This window comes from Shewanella mangrovi (genome assembly GCF_000753795.1).
Classification (GTDB): domain Bacteria; phylum Pseudomonadota; class Gammaproteobacteria; order Enterobacterales; family Shewanellaceae; genus Shewanella; species Shewanella mangrovi.
On record NZ_JPEO01000002.1, the window covers coordinates 371,716 to 392,742 of the forward strand.

General features: G+C 47.4%; 22 protein-coding genes. 6 read left to right on the forward strand and 16 right to left on the reverse strand.

Annotated elements, in window-relative coordinates; all coding sequences use genetic code 11:
* Window positions 1-121 precede the first annotated feature (121 nt).
* Complete coding sequence (locus HR45_RS04185; RefSeq protein ID WP_037439996.1) at window positions 122-520, forward strand: VOC family protein; 399 nt, start codon at window positions 122-124, stop codon at window positions 518-520.
* Between the two features lie 79 nt (window positions 521-599).
* Window positions 600-1,046, forward strand: a complete 447-nt coding sequence (locus HR45_RS04190; RefSeq protein ID WP_037439998.1) for a hypothetical protein — start codon at window positions 600-602, stop codon at window positions 1,044-1,046.
* A 106-nt stretch (window positions 1,047-1,152) separates the two neighbouring features.
* Here HR45_RS04190 and HR45_RS04195 read toward each other — a convergent pair whose 3' ends face one another.
* The 3 genes from HR45_RS04195 to HR45_RS04205 form a co-directional block, all read right to left on the reverse strand.
* On the reverse strand, window positions 1,153-1,362 hold the full coding sequence (locus tag HR45_RS04195) for a cold-shock protein (protein WP_037440000.1): 210 nt from the start codon (window positions 1,360-1,362) through the stop codon (window positions 1,153-1,155).
* A 237-nt stretch (window positions 1,363-1,599) separates the two neighbouring features.
* Window positions 1,600-2,406 (reverse strand): 23S rRNA (guanine(745)-N(1))-methyltransferase, encoded by an 807-nt coding sequence (gene rlmA / locus HR45_RS04200; protein WP_037440002.1) that lies wholly within the window; start codon window positions 2,404-2,406, stop codon window positions 1,600-1,602.
* Between the two features lie 12 nt (window positions 2,407-2,418).
* The gene (locus tag HR45_RS04205; protein WP_037440004.1) at window positions 2,419-3,228 is read right to left on the reverse strand and encodes a hypothetical protein; all 810 of its coding nucleotides are present in this window, start codon (window positions 3,226-3,228) and stop codon (window positions 2,419-2,421) included.
* A 176-nt stretch (window positions 3,229-3,404) separates the two neighbouring features.
* On the opposite strand from HR45_RS04205, the gene sbcB reads away from it, so the two are divergent.
* On the forward strand, window positions 3,405-4,820 hold the full coding sequence (gene sbcB, locus HR45_RS04210) for an exodeoxyribonuclease I (RefSeq protein ID WP_037440006.1): 1,416 nt from the start codon (window positions 3,405-3,407) through the stop codon (window positions 4,818-4,820).
* Between the two features lie 39 nt (window positions 4,821-4,859).
* Window positions 4,860-5,753 (forward strand): cytidine deaminase, encoded by an 894-nt coding sequence (cdd, locus tag HR45_RS04215; RefSeq protein WP_037440008.1) that lies wholly within the window; start codon window positions 4,860-4,862, stop codon window positions 5,751-5,753.
* 66 nt (window positions 5,754-5,819) lie between these two features.
* Here the strand turns inward: cdd and HR45_RS04220 are convergent, their stop codons facing one another.
* The 11 genes from HR45_RS04220 to yceD form a co-directional block, all read right to left on the reverse strand.
* Window positions 5,820-6,698, reverse strand: a complete 879-nt coding sequence (locus HR45_RS04220) for an NAD(P)-dependent oxidoreductase (protein WP_037440011.1) — start codon at window positions 6,696-6,698, stop codon at window positions 5,820-5,822.
* 79 nt (window positions 6,699-6,777) lie between these two features.
* On the reverse strand, window positions 6,778-7,257 hold the full coding sequence (locus tag HR45_RS04225) for an acyl-CoA thioesterase (protein WP_037440013.1): 480 nt from the start codon (window positions 7,255-7,257) through the stop codon (window positions 6,778-6,780).
* 198 nt (window positions 7,258-7,455) lie between these two features.
* Complete coding sequence (locus tag HR45_RS04230; protein ID WP_052074483.1) at window positions 7,456-8,040, reverse strand: HutD/Ves family protein; 585 nt, start codon at window positions 8,038-8,040, stop codon at window positions 7,456-7,458.
* Between the two features lie 155 nt (window positions 8,041-8,195).
* Window positions 8,196-9,434, reverse strand: a complete 1,239-nt coding sequence (fabF, locus tag HR45_RS04235; RefSeq protein WP_037440014.1) for a beta-ketoacyl-ACP synthase II — start codon at window positions 9,432-9,434, stop codon at window positions 8,196-8,198.
* Between the two features lie 155 nt (window positions 9,435-9,589).
* A complete protein-coding gene (gene acpP, locus HR45_RS04240; RefSeq protein ID WP_037440015.1) occupies window positions 9,590-9,823 on the reverse strand; it encodes an acyl carrier protein in 234 nt (77 codons plus the stop codon).
* A 164-nt stretch (window positions 9,824-9,987) separates the two neighbouring features.
* Window positions 9,988-10,734, reverse strand: coding sequence for a 3-oxoacyl-ACP reductase FabG (gene fabG / locus HR45_RS04245; protein WP_037440016.1), 747 nt, complete (start codon window positions 10,732-10,734; stop codon window positions 9,988-9,990).
* A gap of 11 nt (window positions 10,735-10,745) precedes the next feature.
* Window positions 10,746-11,672, reverse strand: a complete 927-nt coding sequence (gene fabD, locus HR45_RS04250; protein WP_037440017.1) for an ACP S-malonyltransferase — start codon at window positions 11,670-11,672, stop codon at window positions 10,746-10,748.
* Between the two features lie 30 nt (window positions 11,673-11,702).
* Entirely contained in the window at window positions 11,703-12,662 is a 960-nt protein-coding gene (locus tag HR45_RS19365; RefSeq protein ID WP_037440018.1) for a beta-ketoacyl-ACP synthase III, read from the reverse strand.
* A 9-nt stretch (window positions 12,663-12,671) separates the two neighbouring features.
* Entirely contained in the window at window positions 12,672-13,700 is a 1,029-nt protein-coding gene (plsX, locus tag HR45_RS19370; RefSeq protein WP_037440019.1) for a phosphate acyltransferase PlsX, read from the reverse strand.
* Window positions 13,701-13,714: 14 nt separating this feature from the next.
* Window positions 13,715-13,885: a 50S ribosomal protein L32 gene (gene rpmF / locus HR45_RS04265; protein WP_037440020.1), complete on the reverse strand. Its 171-nt coding sequence runs from the start codon at window positions 13,883-13,885 to the stop codon at window positions 13,715-13,717.
* Between the two features lie 16 nt (window positions 13,886-13,901).
* Window positions 13,902-14,426: a 23S rRNA accumulation protein YceD gene (gene yceD / locus HR45_RS04270; protein ID WP_037440021.1), complete on the reverse strand. Its 525-nt coding sequence runs from the start codon at window positions 14,424-14,426 to the stop codon at window positions 13,902-13,904.
* A gap of 281 nt (window positions 14,427-14,707) precedes the next feature.
* On the opposite strand from yceD, the gene HR45_RS04275 reads away from it, so the two are divergent.
* On the forward strand, window positions 14,708-15,337 hold the full coding sequence (locus HR45_RS04275; protein ID WP_037440022.1) for a Maf family protein: 630 nt from the start codon (window positions 14,708-14,710) through the stop codon (window positions 15,335-15,337).
* Between the two features lie 55 nt (window positions 15,338-15,392).
* Here the strand turns inward: HR45_RS04275 and HR45_RS04280 are convergent, their stop codons facing one another.
* Both HR45_RS04280 and rluC read right to left on the reverse strand, forming a co-directional pair.
* Window positions 15,393-16,058: an HAD-IA family hydrolase gene (locus HR45_RS04280; RefSeq protein WP_241461050.1), complete on the reverse strand. Its 666-nt coding sequence runs from the start codon at window positions 16,056-16,058 to the stop codon at window positions 15,393-15,395.
* Window positions 16,059-16,067: 9 nt separating this feature from the next.
* On the reverse strand, window positions 16,068-17,030 hold the full coding sequence (gene rluC / locus HR45_RS04285; protein ID WP_037440023.1) for a 23S rRNA pseudouridine(955/2504/2580) synthase RluC: 963 nt from the start codon (window positions 17,028-17,030) through the stop codon (window positions 16,068-16,070).
* Between the two features lie 583 nt (window positions 17,031-17,613).
* Here rluC and rne point away from each other — a divergent pair.
* On the forward strand, window positions 17,614-20,946 hold the full coding sequence (rne, locus tag HR45_RS04290; RefSeq protein WP_037440024.1) for a ribonuclease E: 3,333 nt from the start codon (window positions 17,614-17,616) through the stop codon (window positions 20,944-20,946).
* Window positions 20,947-21,027: the final 81 nt, after the last annotated feature.

A 21,027-nucleotide genomic window follows, 5' to 3' on the forward strand; every position in this document is an offset into this window, starting at 1 on the left:
TCGCAATGTTAACAACGGCATCAACACAGTCAACTGACAGACAACAATTTACCGAGTTTTTATTCGACGCTTCGCGACTCGTCTACACTCAGTAGGGTCAATCATTTGCAAGGGAAACGCTATGACATCGCCCTTTAACACACACGGCAGTCTCAGCTGGCATGAACTCACCAGTACCAATCCAGAAGAAGCCATTAAATTCTACAGCAAAGTCTTCGGCTGGAGCTTTAGTACGCTAGACCTACCACATGGGCGCTATTATCTGATAGAAAACCATGGCGCTAATATTGGCGGTATTACCGAAAGCCTTACACCTGAGATGCCAAGTACATGGACGGGCTACATTACCGTAGAAGATGTAGACGAAGTGGCTATCAATGCGCGCGCTTTGGGCGGCGAGCTCATTTATGGACCTGAAGATATCCCGCGTATTGGCCGCTTCTGTTGGATAAAAGACCCAACTGGCGCCATTATCGCCGCCATTTCTTACTCCCCCATAAGTAAAACAGAGGAAGGTTAGCTGGTCATCCACATGATTATGCTGTAAATATAACGCAATAAATGAATCAGTTAAGGCAGCGATTGTCTTAACTATATTGATGTTTGAACGTGTGGTGCCAGTGCTGACAACTTCCGATAAACTTTGTATCTTAGTCGCTCTTTCTTGCTTGGTGTGTGGCTGTTCCAGCAAACCAGAGTTAAAACCCATCGGTCCGGTGGAAGATAATTTTGCTACGCATATCCTAGGTGACGGAACTAAACTATTTCGCTACACCATTTTACTTGCAGGCAGTCATCAGAAACGACAGGAACCTCGAGAGGTCGAACGCCGCCAGAACTCAAGGACAGGCCGTAGCGACGAGCAGGATAATCCGCTAGAAGCACAGATGATCGCGCATCTGGAGCAGACGTTAAAGACGACCGGTTATTGTAACGATCAATATTATGAATTATCACGAGTGGTGATGAAGACACGCGCCGAGATACGCGGTGAATGCCATGAAGGCGCAACAGCAAAAGATAGGAATAAATTCCCTAACAAATAAGCATCTTTATTAATTTTAAATTAATTTAATAACGACAGTTAATTAAAATCAGGCAATAAAAAACGCGGAGTAATTGCTCCGCGTTTTATTAAAACCTGTTTAGGTCTTAGCCGATGATTTGAACGTTCTCAGCTTGAGGACCTTTCTGGCCTTGAGTCACAGTGAAGCTAACTTTTTGACCTTCGTCCAGAGTTTTGAAGCCATCAGCTACGATAGCACGGAAGTGAACGAAAACGTCTGGACCTGATTCTTGAGCGATGAAGCCAAAACCTTTGTCAGAGTTAAACCACTTAACAACACCAGTTACTTGAGACATAGTCTATATTCCTGTAAATAAAACAATACGTAAGCCTTTGCGGCGGTGGAGCTGAAAATGCCGGTATTACTTATGTTCACAGGACGACCTAGTCGAATTGAATACATAAAAATAAGCCCAACTTTCAAGCTTTCTTGACTATAAATCATTCCGAAAATAAGTCAACAAACTTCATTCGATAAGACCGCTTTTGAAGCAGATTTTGGATTAATTATTTATTGCAATCAGACTTTCTATTTATTCGGTCATTTTTTTAAAGATTTCAATGTTAAAATCTATTTCGCAAATTAATCCTAATTGTTTTAACTCGTTTTTTTGTTGTTCAGAAAATTTCCAGGCATAAGGTGTCATCTGTAAAAACGCAGCGCAGATATCTCCTTCTGGTAACTGCATTTTCCACTGTAAGCGCTCTTGGTGGATTTTCTCAAAACCGGGTATTTCGGTGTTTCGCTGCGGATGCTGCCTAGGTTGCTCATAAATCAGCTTTTTCACAGCAAAATGGTGCATGGGACCCGCGCTGACATTGATAAAAATCCCTGCTTCGCGACACACACGTAAAAGCTCGGCATCACTTCCAGGAGCAAAGATACGCAGAATCAAATCAACGCTGTTATCTGCTAGTGGCAAGTCAAAGGCGCTCGCGACCGCAAATTGAATGGCGTGATAGCGTTTCGATGCATAACGCACTGCCGCACGCGAGATATCAATACCAACAAAATCACCGCCTACCAACGCTTGCAACCGGGAGCTGTAATACCCCTCTCCGCAGCCAACATCTAACGTTGATGACGGTTGCCAATCAAACGTCTTTACCAGTTCCTTGATACGCTCGATGAGCGGTTGATAATGACCACTTTCTAAAAATAGACGTCTCGCGGCCATCATCTCTTTGTTGTCACCCGGGTCTTTGCTGTGCTTCTTATTGACGGGCAACAGATTAATATACCCTTCTTTGGCAACATCAAAGTGATGCCGATTAGCGCAGCGCCAAGCGTGTGATTCAACCGTTAACGTTTGCTGACAGATAGGACAAAGAAACAACATAACAACCTTTACTTAACCTGACGCAGATCCAACATCTTCGCCGATCATCATATTCACTAAGGATTTGAGTTCATCCGCAACCAACATCTCATACAATGCTAAGCGTCGTTGCAGCTCATGAGTGCTCACATTATTAGCACTCATCGCCAAGTTGCCGCGTTCTAACACAGTACAATACTGACGAAACAACCATTGGCGTTTACTTTCAAGTTGCCGCTGTAAACGTGTGACCATGTGTAGCATTTCAGGGGCGTGGGCCAAGCCAACTCGCGTCACATAGTATTTAAGATCTTGTTCGGCCTGCGCCAATTCGCTTAACTCAAACGCTATCGTTTGCGGCTCGGCAGTATAATCTAATGGTCGAGCAAGTACAGTCTTAGCCGTTAACACCTCTGGGGGTTCAAGCACAAGATGATCGTCATCCTCCAACGCCACAAGGTAAAAATGCGCAGTTTGAACCCGAAAAAACACCCCTTGTCCGGGAACCACATCAATACAAATGCCCTGCTTCAATGCGTTAATAGCAGACGCCTTGCGTTCATTTAGCTGTTGATAAAGCCTAAAACCCTGCCCCGTTGTACGTTCAATGCCTGCTAAGGCGCTTAAGGTTAGCGGTTGAAGCGTAATGTCGACAATCGGCTGAACGCGTAATTTAACTTGGCGAACATCACTAGTAATGCCACTCACGATAGCCTCGCACAACGGGAAATTGAGCATTTCCAGCAGCAATAACTCACTGACGTCTTGTTTAGGGGTGATCAGTATGCGACTAGGGCTGTTTATGTCCACTTGTCGGGTAAGAGATAAGCAATGACTGAACATCGGCGTCCATCAGTAACGATTGATATTGTACATGGCAACACAATTGCTATGCAGTGACTTTGCGTTAGATCATAACTTACTAGCTGAATCCATTAAGAAAAATTAAATAAGCGAATTTTTCTCACGGCAAGGCAAAAATGTTAACATGACACAAATTTGCTAATCAACCAGTAACCATGACGCAAGCGCCTAACTCGGCAACTATTTTCTGGCATGACTATGAAACCTTCGGGGCAAACCCTGCCCGTGATCGGCCAGCACAGTTCGCAGGTATCCGCACCGATCTCGACTTAAATATTATCGGTGAGCCCGAGACCTTTTACTGCCAAATCGCCCCTGATTACCTGCCTGCGCCAGAAGCGATTTTCGTTACTGGTATTACACCGCAGCTCGCGAATACCAAAGGGCTGCCAGAAAGTGAATTTATGGGCAAGATTCAGCAAATTTTTAGTCAGCCCAATACCTGTGTCGCTGGATATAACTCGCTGCGGTTCGATGATGAAGTAACGCGCTACGGCTTCTATCGCAACTTTATCGACCCCTATGCGCGCGAATGGCAGCAAGGTAACTCACGCTGGGATATTATTGATTTAGTGCGTGCCTGTTATGCGCTGCGTCCCGAAGGTATCAATTGGCCTCAGCGCGAAGATGGCTCACCAAGTTTTAAGTTAGAGCACCTTACCGCTGCTAACGGCCTTGGGCACGAAAAGGCGCACGACGCCATGTCTGATGTATACGCCACTATCTCACTAGCTCGACTGATTAAAGAGCAGCAACCACGTTTATTCGAATACTATTTTAACTTGCGTAAAAAGCAGCGCGCTGCTGAGCTCATCGATGTACTTAACATGACACCGCTGGTGCATGTAAGTTCTAAGTTACCTGCATCACAGGGTTGCATAAGTCTAATGGCCCCATTGGCTTATCATCCCACCAACAAGAACGCGATTATCTGCATCAATCTGGCAATGGATGTACAACCGTTACTGGAGTTGGATACAGATGCCCTTCGCGAACGCATGTATACCGCCAGGGCCGATCTCGCAGAAGATGAATTACCCGTGGGCATTAAGCTGATTCACCTCAACAAATGTCCATTTATTGCCCCAGCAAAAACACTCAGCGATGAACGCGCGAATGAGCTTGGCTTTGATAAAGCTTTCGCCAGAGAGCAATTTAAGAAGCTTAAAAATGCGCCTTATGTTCGTCAAAAGCTTAACGCCTTATTTGAAACAGAAAGCTTTAAAGAGCTTAGTGATCCTGATTTGATGCTTTACGCTGGCGGATTTTTCTCCCCGGCTGACAAAGCCAAAATGGAGATGATCCGCAACACTGCGCCGCAAAACTTGGCCGCTCTGGAACTCAATTTTGATGATGCTCGTCTGCCAGAAATGCTGTTTCGCTATCGCGCACGCAACTATCCGTCGACACTAAGCGACGCAGAAAGCCGTCGTTGGCAATCATTCTGCCAACAACGACTAAACGATCCAGATTACGTTTTACACTTGGAAAACCTGCTTGATGAAACTGCTGAAAATCAAGACAAACAGAAGTTGTTAAAAGCCCTAGTGCTTTACCTTCAATCGCTTTAGCTGCATGATGCTTATCCAATTCCGCTCGGATAAACGAACATGCAAGACAGATTTATCAAGCAGATAAACCAACTTCCGGCCAGTCTCGCGGCCGGGTTGGTACCGCTGTTAAATCAGCACTTTTCAGGTCATTTGGATGCGCAACAAGTCGCCGATTTAATCTCAATCTCAGGCCTAGAAAAAAGTGAGCTGATGTTTCAGCTACTGACAATTGCCAAACAAATATCCCTCGCGCCCGTCAGCCATTTTCATGTGGGAGCCATCGCTGAAGGTAATAGTGGCGATATCTATATGGGCGCTAACGTTGAACTTCAGGGCCGGGCCCTATGCCACTCAGTGCATGCAGAGCAGCATGCAATTAGCCATGCTTGGCTCAATGGTGAAACCGGGATTCGCAATATCTGGATTAACGCTTCACCATGCGGTCACTGTCGACAATTTATTAACGAAATTGACGGTGGTGCGGCGATCAATATTTACCTGCCAAATACTGTGGTAAAAACGGTGAGTGAATACCTGCCCAATGCCTTTGGCCCGGCAGATCTTGGTGTTGCGGAGCCATTAATGCACAAACAGCAACACACACTGTATTGTGATGATCAAAGTGATCCACTTATTATTGAAGCGTTAGATCACGCCAGCCTAAGTTACGCTCCTTACAGCAAAAACCACAGTGCAGTAGTACTAGAACTGATTGATGGACAAACCTTTTCTGGGCGTTACGCGGAAAATGCGGCATTTAACCCATCAATGATGCCGATGCAGATGGCGATAGCCAGCTTATTACGTCATAACCATGGCTTTGAAGAAATTCAACGCGCCGTGTTGTTAGAATCATCCGCGGGCGCATTATCGCTGATTGATATCAGTAGTGATGCCTTACAGGCGATATCAGCAGTGCCATTGGAGCATATAGTCGCAGAGGCGATATAACAAAACTATCCGTAATAAAAAACGCAGGCTAGCCCTGCGTTTTTTATTACTACAGCAAAGTAACTATCATCTTTGCTGGCATTTTTTTTGTCGTGCCATCAGGCTCGAAGTATCCCAACGGCTTCCCCCCATTGCTTGCACTTCAGCGTAGAACTGGTCAACTAACGCCGTCAGTGGCAGCGTAGAACCGTTGCGACGCGCTTCAGCCAAGGCGATACCCAAATCCTTGCGCATCCAATCCACCGCAAAACCAAAATCATACTCATCTTTCAGCATGGTTTGATAACGGTTTTCCATCTGCCAGCTTTGCGCCGCGCCTTTACTGATCACCTGCACAACTTTTTCACCGTCAAGTCCCGCATTCTGCGCAAAACTGAGGGCTTCTGATAACCCTTGTACAATGCCCGCAATACAGATTTGGTTAACCATTTTAGTCAGTTGGCCGGCACCGCTGTCACCCATCAGTACCGCGCTTTTGGCATAGACATCAATAATAGGTTTCACCTTAGCAAAGACTTCGGCGTCGCCCCCGACCATCACAGTTAATGCGCCATTTTCAGCTCCGGCTTGGCCTCCAGAAACCGGGGCATCTAAAAAGGCAATCTGCTTCTCAGCTAAAGATGTCGCCAACTCTCGCGCAACATCGGCAGAGGCTGTCGTATGGTCCACAAATATGGCACCAGCCGCCATACCATGCACTGCGCCCTGCTCACCAATCACGACTTGTCGTAAATCGTCGTCATTACCAACGCAACAAAATACAACATCTTGGCCTTTTGCGGCATCTGCTGGTGTCGCACAAAACTTACCGCCGAATTGAGCCGCCCAAGCCTCGGCCTTAGCAGTCGTGCGGTTATACACGGTTACTTCATGCCCTTGTTTTAAAAGATGTCCGGCCATTGGGTAACCCATTACGCCCAATCCCAAAAATGCAACCTTAGCCATCGAAAGTCCTTATGAAATGAGTAAAAACAAAAGAGGCATTTGTGTGAACAAACGCCTCAGTTTCGATTGATGACAGAAATCAGGGGTGGATATGTGCTTCCATCTCGACGCCTATTTTCTTACGCATTTCCATCAGCTTAATGGCCGAATCACGAAGCTGAATATCGCGTTCGGTCACTGGTACCCATTCAGGTACTTCAGTTGGGGCGCCATCTTCATCCACCGCGACCATAATCACGATGCAATGGGTGGTGAGTTGCCGCTCACAGAACTTTGGATCACACGCTTTCACGTCGATACCGATATGCATTGAGGTACGTCCGGTATAAATCACCTTAGCACTCACCTCAACAATATTGCCCACCAAAATCGGTTTTACAAAACGGATCCCGCCAGCATAAGCAGTAATACAATACTTACCACTCCAACCCGCAGCACAAGCATAAGCAGCCAAGTCGATCCATTTCATTACCGCACCACCGTGAACTTTGCCGCCAAAATTCACATCTCCAGGTTCTGCCAGAAATCTGAGGGTAATATCTCTTTCCATACCGGCCATGTGTTTCCTCTCATCAACTGTGCAATCGTAAAATATTGCACTTTAAGCTTGAGTGTATTCGAAAATATCGGTTAAGGAAACGTTTAGCGAGGCCTTACCAGCTAGCAGACGAGTAATGAAGTTAATCAAAGGTTTGTGTCACTAGACCTATAGCTCAAGCACGCATCACCTAAACGCGTAGTGGATATATCCAAGACTTCATTTATTGACAATCGTTACCAAGGCCACCATCACCTTGCGAGTAGTGGTGAAGTTTAACACCCTTGTTTGCACTATTGGTTCGAATTTCAAAACGTCCCAAGCGGCCAACGAATAACTTTGTTGCTCAACATCGACATCAAGCTCTCCTTCACCAACTAACAGAAAGAAGGTCGTATCCGCAGCAAGAGAAAGCGTCTCTACAGAAGAGAGCGCATGCCATGTCACGTCAACTTCCACGCGCTTATCATCGAAAATCACGTTAAAGTCGTAAATAGCCCCATCAATTAAACGACAGTCAGTGGTAGCACTGCCATCAAAATGAAATGACTGAAAGCACGTTATTGGCCCAGATTCACAACCATTAACTGCGAGTAACATTCCATTCCCCGCTAGCACGGAGATAATCCGCTGATAACCATTAAAATGGGAAAACAGTCCATCTTGCGCTACTGTCGCAATCGATAAACGCCAAGTAAACCTTTCATTTAGATCTTGCTGCAGCGCAATCTCTTCGGTAATTCCCTGTCCGTTTTTCCACGGCACCTGCTTAAATAGTCTTCGAGGAAGACATGTCACGCTCATGCTGCATCCCTAACGTTATTGTCTATTATCACTTAATATGTATATACATGAAGATAAACACAAGCACTCTAGTACTAAACTGGCAATAAAAAAGCGAACCTTTTGGTTCGCTTTTTTATCATGCAGCTAATTTGCCGAAGCATAATGCCTAATAGCTAGACTTTCTTCAGCAACAGTGAACCGTTAGTACCACCGAAACCAAACGAATTACACAAAGCGTATTCCATGTTTACTTGGCGAGCGGTGTGAGGCACAAAGTCCAAATCACAACCTTCATCGGGATTATCCAAGTTAATGGTGGGTGGAACTGCTTGATTTTGCAGCGCTAGTGCCGTGAAAATAGTTTCGACCGCGCCCGCAGCGCCCAGTAAGTGACCTGTCATCGATTTAGTCGAACTCACCATCACTTTATTGGCTGCCGCACCAAATACGGCTTTCACAGCTGCAGCTTCAGCTTTATCGCCGGCAGGAGTCGAGGTGCCGTGAGCATTGATATAACCCACTTGCTCTGCATTCAAACCGCCATCACGCAGCGCATTTGCCATCGCAGCCGCAGCGCCTTTGCCATCTGCTGGAGGTGATGTCATGTGGAATGCATCGCCACTCATACCAAAACCGACCAATTCAGCGTAGATTTTGGCACCACGCGCTTTCGCGTGTTCGTATTCTTCAACGACCATCACTCCTGCGCCGTCACCAATGACGAAACCGTCACGGTCCTTATCCCAAGGACGGCTCGCTTTAGTCGGTTCGTCGTTACGAGTCGACAGTGCTTTAGCAGCGCCGAAACCGCCTACACCAAGCGGACAAGTAACGTCTTCCGCACCGCCTGCCACCATCACATCCGCATCGCCATATGCAATGGTACGGGCAGCAAAGCCGATGTTATGTACACCAGTAGTACATGCGGTCGTTACCGCGAAGTTAGGGCCAGTCATGCCGTACATAATTGAGAGATGGCCAGCAATCATGTTGATAATGGTACTTGGTACAAAGAATGGGCTGATTTTACGCGGGCCGCCATTCATCAACGCCGTATGATTTTGTTCAATCAACCACATACCGCCCATACCAGCGCCAATGGCCGTACCGACACGGGATGGATCTTCTTTATCCATCTCTAGGCCAGAGTCATTCATTGCTTGAATACCCGCAGCCATGCCGTACTGGATAAACAAATCCATCTTACGAGCATCTTTCTTGCTCAGATATTGTTCGACATCAAAATCTTTTACAGAACCACTAAAGCGGGTGGTAAATTCGCTGGCATCAAATTTGGTGATGGGGGCGATGCCGCTTTGGCCTGCAAGTAATGCTTTCCATGTGCTATCGACATCATTACCGACGGGAGTTACTAGGCCAAGCCCAGTGATCACTACTCGACGTTTAGTCACGTTAGTCACCTATTTAGTAGAGGAAACCTGCGACAACAGCCTAAATTTAGCAAGGAATAACGCTGAAAACGCTGTTGACGGGGGAAACACTATCAACATAGTGGTGCAAACAAAAACAGGCGGCAAATCTGCCGCCTGTTTTCTGGAATTCAGTATTACTGATTCTTAGAAACGTAATCGATCGCTGCTTGAACAGTAGTGATCTTTTCAGCTTCTTCATCAGGAATTTCGGTGTCAAACTCTTCTTCCAGAGCCATAACCAACTCAACGGTGTCCAGAGAATCTGCACCCAGATCGTCTACAAAAGAAGCAGATGCTTTAACGTCTTCTTCTTTAACGCCCAGCTGCTCAACAATGATTTTCTTTACACGTTCTTCGATGTTGCTCATTAGTTTTCTTTCCTATTCAAATTACGCACTTGCGTAAGATTGCGAGTAGTTTATTCGATTCGACCAACATTGCAAGTCCCGTTTTCGTGGTCTAACCACGAATTTGGACTCCAATGGCTTGGGATTTAACAAAATCCTGACAATTTAAATTCGCCAATAAGCTCTTAAACCATATACATGCCGCCGTTTACATGCAAGGTTTCCCCTGTAATGTAAGCAGCTGCATCAGATGCTAAAAATAGCACAGCGTTGGCTATTTCTTGTGCCTGACCCAAGCGTTCCATTGGCACCTGCGACATGATGGCCTTTTGCTGATCTTCTGTCAGCTCATCAGTCATGTCTGTCTGGATAAATCCAGGAGCGATAGCATTCACTGTAATCTGGCGCGACGCAACCTCTCTGGCAAGCGATTTTGTAAAACCAATCAAACCAGCTTTAGCTGCTGCGTAGTTTGCCTGACCAGGATTACCCATGGTACCTACTACTGAGCCAATGCTGATAATACGGCCATGACGTTTCTTCATCATAGCGCGCAAAACCGGTTTTGACAGACGGAATAATGAGGTCAAGTTGGTGTCGATAATATCTTGCCACTCGTCCTCTTTCATACGCATCAACAGGTTGTCGCGGGTAATACCAGCATTGTTAACCAGAATATCAATATCGCCAGCTTTTTCCTTGATCGATTTAAACAAATTTTCGATAGATTCAGGATCTGTGACGTTGAGCACTAATCCTTGGCCGTTTTCACCTAAATAGGCAGAAATAGCTGCAGCACCCTTTTCACTCGTTGCCGTGCCGAACACAGTTGCGCCGGCAGCAGCTAACGTAGTTGCGATTGATTTTCCGATACCTCGGCTAGCACCAGTAACTAACGCTACCTTGCCAGACAAATCGATGGCAAAACTCATGTAAACTCCTGTTATTCAGTAATGGCCGCCAATGATGCTTGATCATTGACTGGCTTAGCGCTCAGCGCTTTGCTGATACGTTTTGTCAATCCAGACAATACCTTACCCGGACCAAACTCTAGCAATTCTGTGACACCTTCTGACGCCATGAGTTCCACAGTTTCCGTCCAACGGACTGGGCTGTAGAGTTGGCGGATCAGCGCATCTTTAATCTCTTCCGCAGCTGTTGGTGATGCGACATCAACGTTGTTAATCACACGAATGCTCGGTGTGTTAAAGTTGATATCAGCCAAGGCTGTGGCCAATTTATCAGCTGCTGGCTTCATCAGTGCACAATGCGACGGCACACTGACTGGTAACGCAACGGCCATTTTAGCGCCGGCTTCTTTACAAGCAGCGGCGGCACGTTCAACTGCGGCCTTTTCGCCGGCAATAACCACTTGGCCAGGGCTGTTGTAGTTAACAGGGCTAACTACCGCGCCTTGCGCTTGTTCGTTACAAACGTTAGCGATGGTATCGTTATCCAACCCAATAATAGCAAACATAGCACCAGTGCCAGTTGGCACAGCGTCTTGCATCAATTGTCCGCGCAGTTCAACCAATTTAACTGCATCTTTAAATGAGATAACGCCCGCACATACCAGTGCTGAGTATTCACCCAAGCTATGGCCAGCCATTACTGCTGGAAGTGCTTTATCACTGGCTTGATAAGCGCGCCATAAGGCAACACTAGCGGTCAACAATGCGGGTTGCGTTTTATCAGTTTGGTTCAGCGCTTCGGCTGGGCCTTCCTGAACTAATTGCCAAAGATCATAACCCAAAGCTTCACTTGCTTCTGCGAAAGTCTCGGCAACAACAGGATATTGTTCCGGCAAATCGGCTAACATGCCAACGGCTTGTGAACCCTGCCCCGGAAATACGAATGCAGTAGTGGTCATATTTTTAACCTTGTTGTGTAAATTAAATCCTTAAAACCTTACCAGTGCGCTGCCCCAAGCAAAGCCAGCACCAAAGGCTTCCAGCAACAATAGCTGGCCACGCTGAATACGTCCATCTCGTACGGCTTCATCAAGCGCAATCGGTACGGAGGCCGCAGAAGTGTTACCGTGCTTACCAACAGTAACCACCACCTTGTCCATGCTCATATCCAGTTTTCTGGCAGTTGCAGCAATGATGCGCAGGTTGGCCTGGTGTGGCACTAACCAATCTAGCTCAGATCTATCGATATTATTTTCTTGTAAGGTCTCGGTGACCAGATGCGACAACTGGGTAACGGCTACTTTAAAGACATCGTTACCTTTCATGGTCATAAAGCTAACGGCATCAGCAGTCTCTCCAACGCGTGGTGGGAAAGCGCATTTGAGCAAATCACCTTGACGACCATCAGCATGTAGATGCGTTGAGATAATGCCCTGTTCTTCGCTAGCACCAACAACAGCCGCGCCCGCACCATCACCAAACAAAATAATGGTTGAACGGTCTGCAGGGTCACACAGACGTGACAGCACATCGGCACCTACTACCAATACCTTTTTCGCACCGCCAGCTTTGACAAACTGATCAGCAACGGACAAGGCATAGACGAAACCTGAACAGGCGGCCGCGACATCGAATGCAGGAATATTAGAAATGCCCAGCATAGCTTGAATTTCACAAGCGGCTGCTGGAAATGCATTTGCCGCACTGGTGGTGCCGCAAATGATGAGATCAATTTCAGAAGGGTCGATCCCCGCCATTTCAATTGCGTTAACGGCGGCGTTGTACCCCATAGTAGCGACGGTCTCGTCGCCACCGGCAATGCGGCGCTCTGAAATGCCTGTGCGTTCAACAATCCACTGGTCATTGGTTTCCACCATCTGTTCCAGATCTTGATTGCTACGCACCTGCGCCGGCAAATAACTGCCAGTACCAAGAATTTTTGTGTGCATAAAGAGAAATCAGCTGTTTATGTCTAAAAGTATCGATTCCAGACGCAATTTAATTTGTTCTGGAAGACGACGCGTAACTTCGGTCACAGCCAGGCTGATTGCCTGCAAGTATGCGGCTTCGTCCGCATTCCCATGGCTCTTGACAACTATTCCGCGCAATCCTATCAGACTTGCTCCATTATAGTGGTCGGGGTTCATTTGTCGCAGTACTCGCGAAATGCTAGGTGCTAACAATTTCGCCAGTAATCTGACAAAGAAACCCTGTTTTAAGCCTTGTTTTAGCTGATGCACCAACAGCCGAGCGATACCTTCTGAGGTTTTGAGTGTAATATTGCCGATAAAACCATCGCAAACGATGACATCTACTTTACCGGTATAGATTTCATTACCCTCAATATAGCCCTGATAATTGATTTGAGGTGTGTGTTGCAGCAATTGTGCTGCTTGCTGCACTTGGTCGTTACCCTTGCACTCTTCACTGCCAACATTGAGCAGCGCCACTTTTGGATGGCTCTGCTTGGTGACCACTTCACACAATACCGACCCCATCACCGCAAACTGAAACAGAATATCGGCATCACAACTGACGTTAGCGCCGAGATCAAGCAGATATAGCGGTTGATGATTAACGGTAGGTAAGCAAGTCACTAAGGCCGGACGGTCAACGCCAGGCAATGTTTTCAGTACCACTTTTGACATCGCCATCAATGCCCCAGTGTTACCAGCACTGACGCAAGCGTCCGCTTCAGCCTCTTTCACACTTTCTAGAGCAAGACGCATAGAGCTTTGCTTTTTACAACGCAGAGCAACCGCTGGACGTTCGTCCATCGCAACGCATTCTTCAGTGTGTTTGATTGTGATTCGGCTACGGTAAGAGGCACCGCATTCAGAAAGAAGTGGTGTTATCTGGTTTTCATCGCCAACCAGAATAAGTTTTAGGTGTGGATATAATCGAAGTGCCTGCATTGCAGCAGGCACTGTAACGTGGGGGCCATGATCGCCACCCATCACATCCAACGCAAGCGTCAGACTTGTCATAAGACAATCAGCAATTACTTGTTGATTACCTTTTTGCCACGGTAGTAACCGTCAGCAGTCACACAGTGACGACGATGAGTTTCACCGCTGGTAGCGTCTACAGACAGCTGAGCTGTGCTCAGAGCATCATGAGAACGACGCATTCCGCGCTTTGAACGTGATTTTTTATTCTGTTGAACAGCCATTGATCTGTCTCCTGGATTACTTGCTCTTCAGTTTTTCTAACACTGCAAACGGATTCGGACGCTCTTGCTGAGCTTCTTCGATCTCGCCTACGGCCATATCTTTTGAACCAAAATGACATTCTGCAACGTCATGAGTTGGTACCAAAGGTACGGCCAGCATCAATTCATCTTCAATCATTCGATGAAGACGAATCTCACCAATCTCATCGCACTCAATAGGATCGTACGCATCCGGGAGCTCATCGATTTCTGCCTGTGTCCGACAAGGACTAAAGCAAAACTCAACTGCTGCTTCTGCGGTAAATAGTGTCATGCAACGTTGACATAACAGAGTGAGCTCCGTCACAGCCTTCCCTTTCAGGTAGACTATCCCCTGTAAATCGACGCCACATTCAAGTGACACAGCCACATCAGAACAGTTGTCGGCACATGCTTCAGCTAATCTTTTCAGCGTTTGCCCTGGAACGAAACCTTCGTAAACGAGGCGGCTCGTAGCAGCGCGGAGAGGATCAATTGAAACCGGTATCTTTACTGTTTGCATAAGCAGGCGCGCATCTTATAGTTTGACGCCCTTTGAGTCAAAGAAAATCTCGCATCTCCATTCACAAATATCAATGAACACGCTGTTTCGCGACTTTTTAAGGGCCGAAATTGACGGACGACAATTTTACTCAAGCAGATATCACCATACAAGCGTCAACCGCGTAAAATCAGCGCAATTAATGCTGATCGGGTGTCATTTTATTCAGTTTGCAATCAACAACCACTAAAGAAACAATAGTAGCGACGATTAGCTTCAGCAAAATTCATGGTAACGTTTCTATGTCCCACGCAATTAATTCTCCGCTAACGCGACCAGCGTTAGTCTTGGCTTCAACGTCCAGCTTTCGTAAAGCACTTTTGGAAAAGCTAGCACTGCCGTTCAGCACTTGTGCCCCAGATGTGGACGAAACGCCACAAACGGCAGAATCGGCCATAGCACTTGTCGAACGCTTAGCAATTTCCAAGGCGAAAGCTGGTGCAGCCCAAAATGCAAACGCATTAATTATCGGCTCGGATCAAGTGGCCGTGATTGATGGCAACATCGTCGGCAAACCTTTAACTGAGGAAAAAGCCGTCGAACAACTTATGGCGGCGGCGGGGAAATCCATCACCTTTTATACTGGACTGGCACTTTACAATAGCGCAACCGGAGAACTGGATAGCCTAGTTGAGCCTTTTATTGTTCACTTTAAATCACTGAGCCAAGCACAAATCCGTTACTACGTTGCCACAGAGCGACCTTTATATTGCGCAGGAAGTTTTAAATGTGAAGGTTTAGGGATTGCCTTGTTCGAGCGCCTAGAAGGAAAAGACCCAAATACGTTGATCGGTTTGCCGCTTATCACACTCACGGAAATGTTAGCCCGACAAGGTATCGATGTATTATCACCCCATGAGATTGGGTGCTAATACTCAATGTGAGCGTTAGCCAAAGACTGACACTAACGCTCAACCCAATATTGTCTTAGAGCCACTGCAACAGTTCTAACGGCTGATGGATAACAGCTTTTGGATTGCAACACTGCAATTTTTGCTCGCCATGTGCGCCGTAAGAAACCCCTACAGCCGAAAACCCGGCGCTATTTGCCATGGAAAGATCCAGCAGCGAATCCCCAACCATCATACTTTTATTCGCATCATGACCAGTTGCCTGCAATAACTGCTGCAGCATATCAGGGTGCGGCTTAGATTGGGCTTCATCGGCGGTACGCGTATGACGAAAAAAGCGCCCTAGTCCAGTTTGTGCCAGCATGCGGTCGAGCCCGGCTCGCGACTTACCAGTGGCAACGGCCAGTTCAATATCGCGCTGCTGCAATTCTCCCAATAACTGCTCAATACCGTCGAACAAGGGTAAAGGCTCATCCGCTCGGCGCAGAAAATGATGCCGGTAACGAAGCTGTAGCGCTTCTTGCGTCGTCGCACTCACTCGCGGAAAAAGTTGCTTCACGGCGGTCGAAAGTGACAAGCCGATAATGTCACGGCAGGCTTGTTCGTGAGGGACGTCAAGATCTAAGTCATGGCACATATCGCGTAAACATTCGAGAATGCGACCAATGGAATCCATCACGGTACCATCCCAATCAAACACCACCATCTGATATGCGCTTTGACTATTTGAGGCGTACGACACAATCGGCTCCTAACACTTTTTCAATTTATCGAGTAACTGCTGCAACTCATCATCTAATGGCGCTTGTACTTCCATTACATCTTCAGTACCTGGATGAGTAAAACGCAACTGCGCCGCATGCAGGAACAGACGATTCAGCCCCAATGCACGCATACTGTCATCAAATGCCTGCTCACTGTATTTTTCATCGCAGGCAATCGGATGGCCAGCATATTGGCAATGCACGCGGATCTGGTGCGTACGTCCAGTCACCGGACTGGCTTTGATCAAGGTTGCCTGCTCATAGCGCTGCATAATACGGAAATGAGTTTCCGACGGTTTGCCTTCGGCGTTAACACGGACAATGCGTTCGCCGTGAGGTAACGTGATTTTTAACAGTGGCGCTTTGACGACTCGGTCATGTGCCTGCCACGCACCACGCACTAACGCTAAATAATCTTTTTGCATCTGCTTATTGCGCAGTTGGTCATGCAAATGACGCAATGCACTGCGCTTTTTCGCGACCAGCAACACACCAGAGGTTTCTTTATCTAAACGGTGCACCAGTTCGAGAAACTTCTGTTGTGGTCGTAAAGAGCGTAATCCTTCGATTAACCCATAATCGACACCGCTGCCCCCATGCACCGCAATACCGGCGGGCTTGTTCATCACGATGATGTGTTTATCTTCAAACAGGATGCGGTCTTCAAGCTGCGCTACCCGCTGCAACTTAGGCGAAGGCGCCGTACGCGGGTCACTTTCGCTAACCCGTACAGGAGGAATACGCACTACATCGCCATCCTGCAATTTATACTCAGGCTTAATGCGTTTTTTGTTCACTCGCACCTCGCCCTTGCGCACGATGCGGTAAATCATACTTTTAGGCACACCCTTCAACTTTGCGAGCAGAAAGTTGTCGATGCGTTGGCCAGTATTGTCTTCGTCGATGGTCAGCATTTGTACATGCTGAAACTGAGATTCGTTGTTGGTCATCTTTTTCACTAAGAAAAGTAAAGCGCCTTATTGTACATGAACTGGCGTGATTTCATTGCCCAAATTTTTTAATTCGGCTATATTTCAGCAGCTAACATAATTCTCGCTGTCCATTTTTACAGCAAATGATTGTGTTATGCGAATTGGGGAACGGAAGTAAAGTTTAAAAACTATGGTCGCATGTCATTGATATGCAGGCTGTTGAGAAGCACAAATGTCATATTTAAAGTGCTGACAGTCAAACCGATAAAACAACTAGCATTTCATACTTTAACCCGCCATTCCTCTGCACTGAAACGAATATATTAATGTTAACCAGTTATTGAACGACACTTGACGCCTTTGGCATTACTGGAACAATTAAACGAATTTATGGGGTTGGTTGACGTTTTACAACGAATTCCTTGTTTTTGTAATCATTGAAAAATAAGCCATAAATAGGAAGCTACACGCAGCGATTGCGTCTAACAGTGATGGGCTCCTGATGCCTGGGACCAAACCGTGAGGTTTAGGATTATATTCCCGAGGCCCGTAATGCAGCGCAAATGACGTTTGATGACACTAAAAGAAGAATGTTGTCATCATGAAACGGATGCTAATCAACGCAACTCAATCTGAGGAGTTGCGCGTTGCCCTTGTAGACGGGCAGCAGTTGTATGATCTGGATATCGAAAGTCCAGGCCACGAACAGAAAAAAGCGAATATCTACAAAGGTAAAATTACCCGTGTAGAACCCTCTTTAGAAGCTGCTTTTGTTGACTATGGCGTTGAACGTCACGGTTTCCTGCCGTTAAAAGAGATCGCCCGCGAATATTTCCCGCAAGGTTATTCCTTCCAAGGTCGTCCGAACATCAAAGATGTGGTGAAAGAAGGCCAAGAAGTTATCGTTCAAATTGACAAAGAAGAGCGTGGCAATAAAGGTGCTGCACTGACAACCTTTATCAGTTTGGCAGGCTCTTATTTGGTACTGATGCCAAATAACCCACGCGCTGGCGGTATTTCTCGTCGTATTGAAGGCGACGAGCGTACTGAACTCAAAGAAGCGCTTTCAGAGCTTGAAGTGCCTAACGGCATGGGCTTAATCGTTCGTACTGCGGGTGTAGGTAAAGCGTCAAGCGAACTGCAATGGGATTTAAAAGTACTGTTGCACCACTGGAATGCGATTCAAGAAGCTGCCAACAGCAAAGCTGCGCCGTTCCTGATCCACCAAGAAAGTAACGTTATTGTACGTGCTATCCGCGACTATTTGCGCCGTGACGTAGGCGAAATCCTGATTGACCATCCGCGCATTTTTGAAGATGCCAAGCAGCATGTTGGTTTAGTACGTCCAGACTTTGTTGAACGAGTGAAGTTCTACAAAGCCGAAGTGCCGCTGTTCACTCACTACCAGATTGAATCGCAGATCGAATCAGCCTTCCAACGCGAAGTCCGTCTGCCTTCTGGTGGCTCGATTGTTATCGACCCAACCGAAGCCTTGACCTCTATCGATATCAACTCAGCCCGCGCGACTAAAGGCGGCGATATCGAAGAAACCGCACTGAACACCAACTTAGAAGCGGCAGATGAGATCGCACGCCAATTACGCTTGCGTGACCTCGGTGGCTTAGTGGTTATCGACTTCATCGATATGACGCCAGTACGTCACCAACGCGAAGTTGAAAACCGGCTGCGTGATGCGGTGCGCCATGACCGCGCTCGCGTACAAATTGGCCGAATTTCTCGCTTTGGCCTGATGGAAATGTCACGCCAACGTCTGCGCCCATCCTTGGAAGAATCAGCAGCGCACATCTGCCCTCGCTGTCACGGCCAAGGCACCATTCGTGGTACTGAGTCACTAGCACTGTCTATTTTGCGTTTGATGGAAGAAGAAGCCATCAAAGAAAACACCGCGCAAATTGAAGCGATTGTGCCTGTCGATGTAGCCGCCTTCTTGTTGAACGAAAAACGTAAAGCGATTCGTATTACCGAAGAACGCCATGATGTTGAAGTGTATGTGATTCCAGATCCACACATGACGACGCCTGACTACCGTGTAGTACGTCATCGTACCGACGACGAAATCGATGAAGCAAGCTATCAGCGCGCAGAGAAACCAGAAGCTAAGCTGTATGAGCCTCGTAAACTTGAACGTGCTGCAGCACCTACGCCAGCGCTTTCAGGGTTTGCAACCCCAGCAAAAACTGACATTGAAGCGCCAGCACCTAAAGCGAAAGCCCCTGCAGCAAAAGCCAAACCAGTTGCGAAACAGACTGATGCGGAACCTGGTTTGTTAGCTCGCTTCTTCAAAGCGCTATCAGGTATTTTCTCTTCAGAACCCGTTGAAGAAGAAAAACCGAAGAGTAAGCCACAAGGTAATCGCAACAACAGTCGTAATCGCAACAATGAGCGTAACGATCGTCGTCGCAAGAACAATCGCAATACCAACAAGCCTGCCAGCAACGCTGACAATGCCGATAAGCCGAGCGATGAAAGCAAAGCTGATAGCAAGCCTGCTAACAGCAGAAGACGTAATCAAAAGACGGATAACGCGAAAGCTAACCGTAATGAACGCAAGGCTAAGGCTGCTGATGTTGCAAATGAAGCGAGTAGTGATGAGCAGCAACAACCACAAAAAGAAGTGGTCCGCGAACGTCGTCAACGACGCGATATGCGTCGTAAGGTACGTATCGAGCAAGATACTCCAGCGAATGAGCAAGCAACTGACACCGCGAATGCTGAAGCTGTATCAGCAAAAGATGCACAGCCAGCAAAATCTGACAAGCCGCGTCGTAGTCGTCGTAACGACGACAAACGTCAAGACAAGCCAGAAGTAGCAGTAGCTGAAGCCGCTGCTGAAGCGGTAACGACACCAGCCACACCTGAAGCTGCTGAGGCTATCAATGATGCTGCTAAAGCCAATCAAGGTGAACAGCTAGATCTGCTCGCTGCAGAAGCTGCGACCAATGAATCAACCGAAAATGCTGAAAGCGCAAGCACCGAAGCGGAAGCAACTGACGAAAACGGCCGCGAAAAACGCGAAGGTCGTCGCAATCGTCGTAGCCCGCGTCATCTGCGTGCGGCAGGTCAGCGCCGTCGTCGTGAAACAGAAGACAATGGCAATGAAGAAGCCGTTGCTGATGTAGCCGCTGAGCAAACTGATGCAAACCTAGCCGCAACAGAAAGCGAAGTTCAGACACAGGCGCCAGCAGAAGCGGTTACCGCTGAAGCAGCATCTGAAGCCGAAGCGAAGCCAGCGGCTGCGCCAGTCGTTGCTGATGCTGCAGTAGCGGATGAGGTTATTATTGAAGCCGTGGCGGAACCTACAGCTGTGGAAGCGAAAGTGGTTGAGTATACTCCTGCAAACACCGCAGCCGTTGAAGTGCCGGTAACTGAGCCTACGCCAATCGTTGAAGTTGCGAACGCAGCAACAGCCGAGGTGGTAGAGTCTTCTGACGCTGCCACAACCAAAGCTGATACTGATGGTGCAGAGCAAATTGCCCCAACTGCTGAAACTACAGCTCCAGTCACTGAAAGCACCGAAGCGCCAGTGACTGAATCTGCGCCAGAAGTTGTTGATACCGTCGCTGTAGCAACAACCGAAAGCGTCGATAGCAAAGCTGTAAAAAATGACGCTAAACAAAGCGCCGCTTCAGCGCCGATGGCGAAACCAGCTGCTGTTACAGTAGCTGAAAAGCCTGTGGCAGCCAAAGTTGATGCGCCTAACCAACAGCCAGTTGCCGAGCCAGTAGCGCCAAAAGCGCCGCGTGCTAGCCGCTATCAGGCAATGGTCGCTGCGCAAATGACCAAGCCTGAAGTCGAGCAGCGTGCTCATGTTGAAGTGCCGCAAGGGCATGAATATGCTGGTAACGGTCAAGCGGCGGCGCCTAAAGCGCACAATGCAAATAGTGCCTCATCTGAAATGGCCAAACCGCAATAAGCGCAACCTAAACAGCTGTTTAAAAAGCCATGCCTGAGTGCATGGCTTTTTATTTCGACGCTTTTCACACTTTTTAAACAT

Coding starts and splice junctions, on each gene's coding strand:
- HR45_RS04185 (WP_037439996.1), top strand. CDS start 122: ATGACATCGCCCTTTAACACACACGGCAGTCTCAGCTGGCATGAACTC.
- HR45_RS04190 (WP_037439998.1), top strand. CDS start 600: ATGTTTGAACGTGTGGTGCCAGTGCTGACAACTTCCGATAAACTTTGT.
- HR45_RS04195 (WP_037440000.1), bottom strand. CDS start 1,362: ATGTCTCAAGTAACTGGTGTTGTTAAGTGGTTTAACTCTGACAAAGGT.
- rlmA (WP_037440002.1), bottom strand. CDS start 2,406: ATGTTGTTTCTTTGTCCTATCTGTCAGCAAACGTTAACGGTTGAATCA.
- HR45_RS04205 (WP_037440004.1), bottom strand. CDS start 3,228: ATGTTCAGTCATTGCTTATCTCTTACCCGACAAGTGGACATAAACAGC.
- sbcB (WP_037440006.1), top strand. CDS start 3,405: ATGACGCAAGCGCCTAACTCGGCAACTATTTTCTGGCATGACTATGAA.
- cdd (WP_037440008.1), top strand. CDS start 4,860: ATGCAAGACAGATTTATCAAGCAGATAAACCAACTTCCGGCCAGTCTC.
- HR45_RS04220 (WP_037440011.1), bottom strand. CDS start 6,698: ATGGCTAAGGTTGCATTTTTGGGATTGGGCGTAATGGGTTACCCAATG.
- HR45_RS04225 (WP_037440013.1), bottom strand. CDS start 7,257: ATGGCCGGTATGGAAAGAGATATTACCCTCAGATTTCTGGCAGAACCT.
- HR45_RS04230 (WP_052074483.1), bottom strand. CDS start 8,040: ATGAGCGTGACATGTCTTCCTCGAAGACTATTTAAGCAGGTGCCGTGG.
- acpP (WP_037440015.1), bottom strand. CDS start 9,823: ATGAGCAACATCGAAGAACGTGTAAAGAAAATCATTGTTGAGCAGCTG.
- fabG (WP_037440016.1), bottom strand. CDS start 10,734: ATGAGTTTTGCCATCGATTTGTCTGGCAAGGTAGCGTTAGTTACTGGT.
- fabD (WP_037440017.1), bottom strand. CDS start 11,672: ATGACCACTACTGCATTCGTATTTCCGGGGCAGGGTTCACAAGCCGTT.
- HR45_RS19365 (WP_037440018.1), bottom strand. CDS start 12,662: ATGCACACAAAAATTCTTGGTACTGGCAGTTATTTGCCGGCGCAGGTG.
- plsX (WP_037440019.1), bottom strand. CDS start 13,700: ATGACAAGTCTGACGCTTGCGTTGGATGTGATGGGTGGCGATCATGGC.
- rpmF (WP_037440020.1), bottom strand. CDS start 13,885: ATGGCTGTTCAACAGAATAAAAAATCACGTTCAAAGCGCGGAATGCGT.
- yceD (WP_037440021.1), bottom strand. CDS start 14,426: ATGCAAACAGTAAAGATACCGGTTTCAATTGATCCTCTCCGCGCTGCT.
- HR45_RS04275 (WP_037440022.1), top strand. CDS start 14,708: ATGTCCCACGCAATTAATTCTCCGCTAACGCGACCAGCGTTAGTCTTG.
- rluC (WP_037440023.1), bottom strand. CDS start 17,030: ATGACCAACAACGAATCTCAGTTTCAGCATGTACAAATGCTGACCATC.
- rne (WP_037440024.1), top strand. CDS start 17,614: ATGAAACGGATGCTAATCAACGCAACTCAATCTGAGGAGTTGCGCGTT.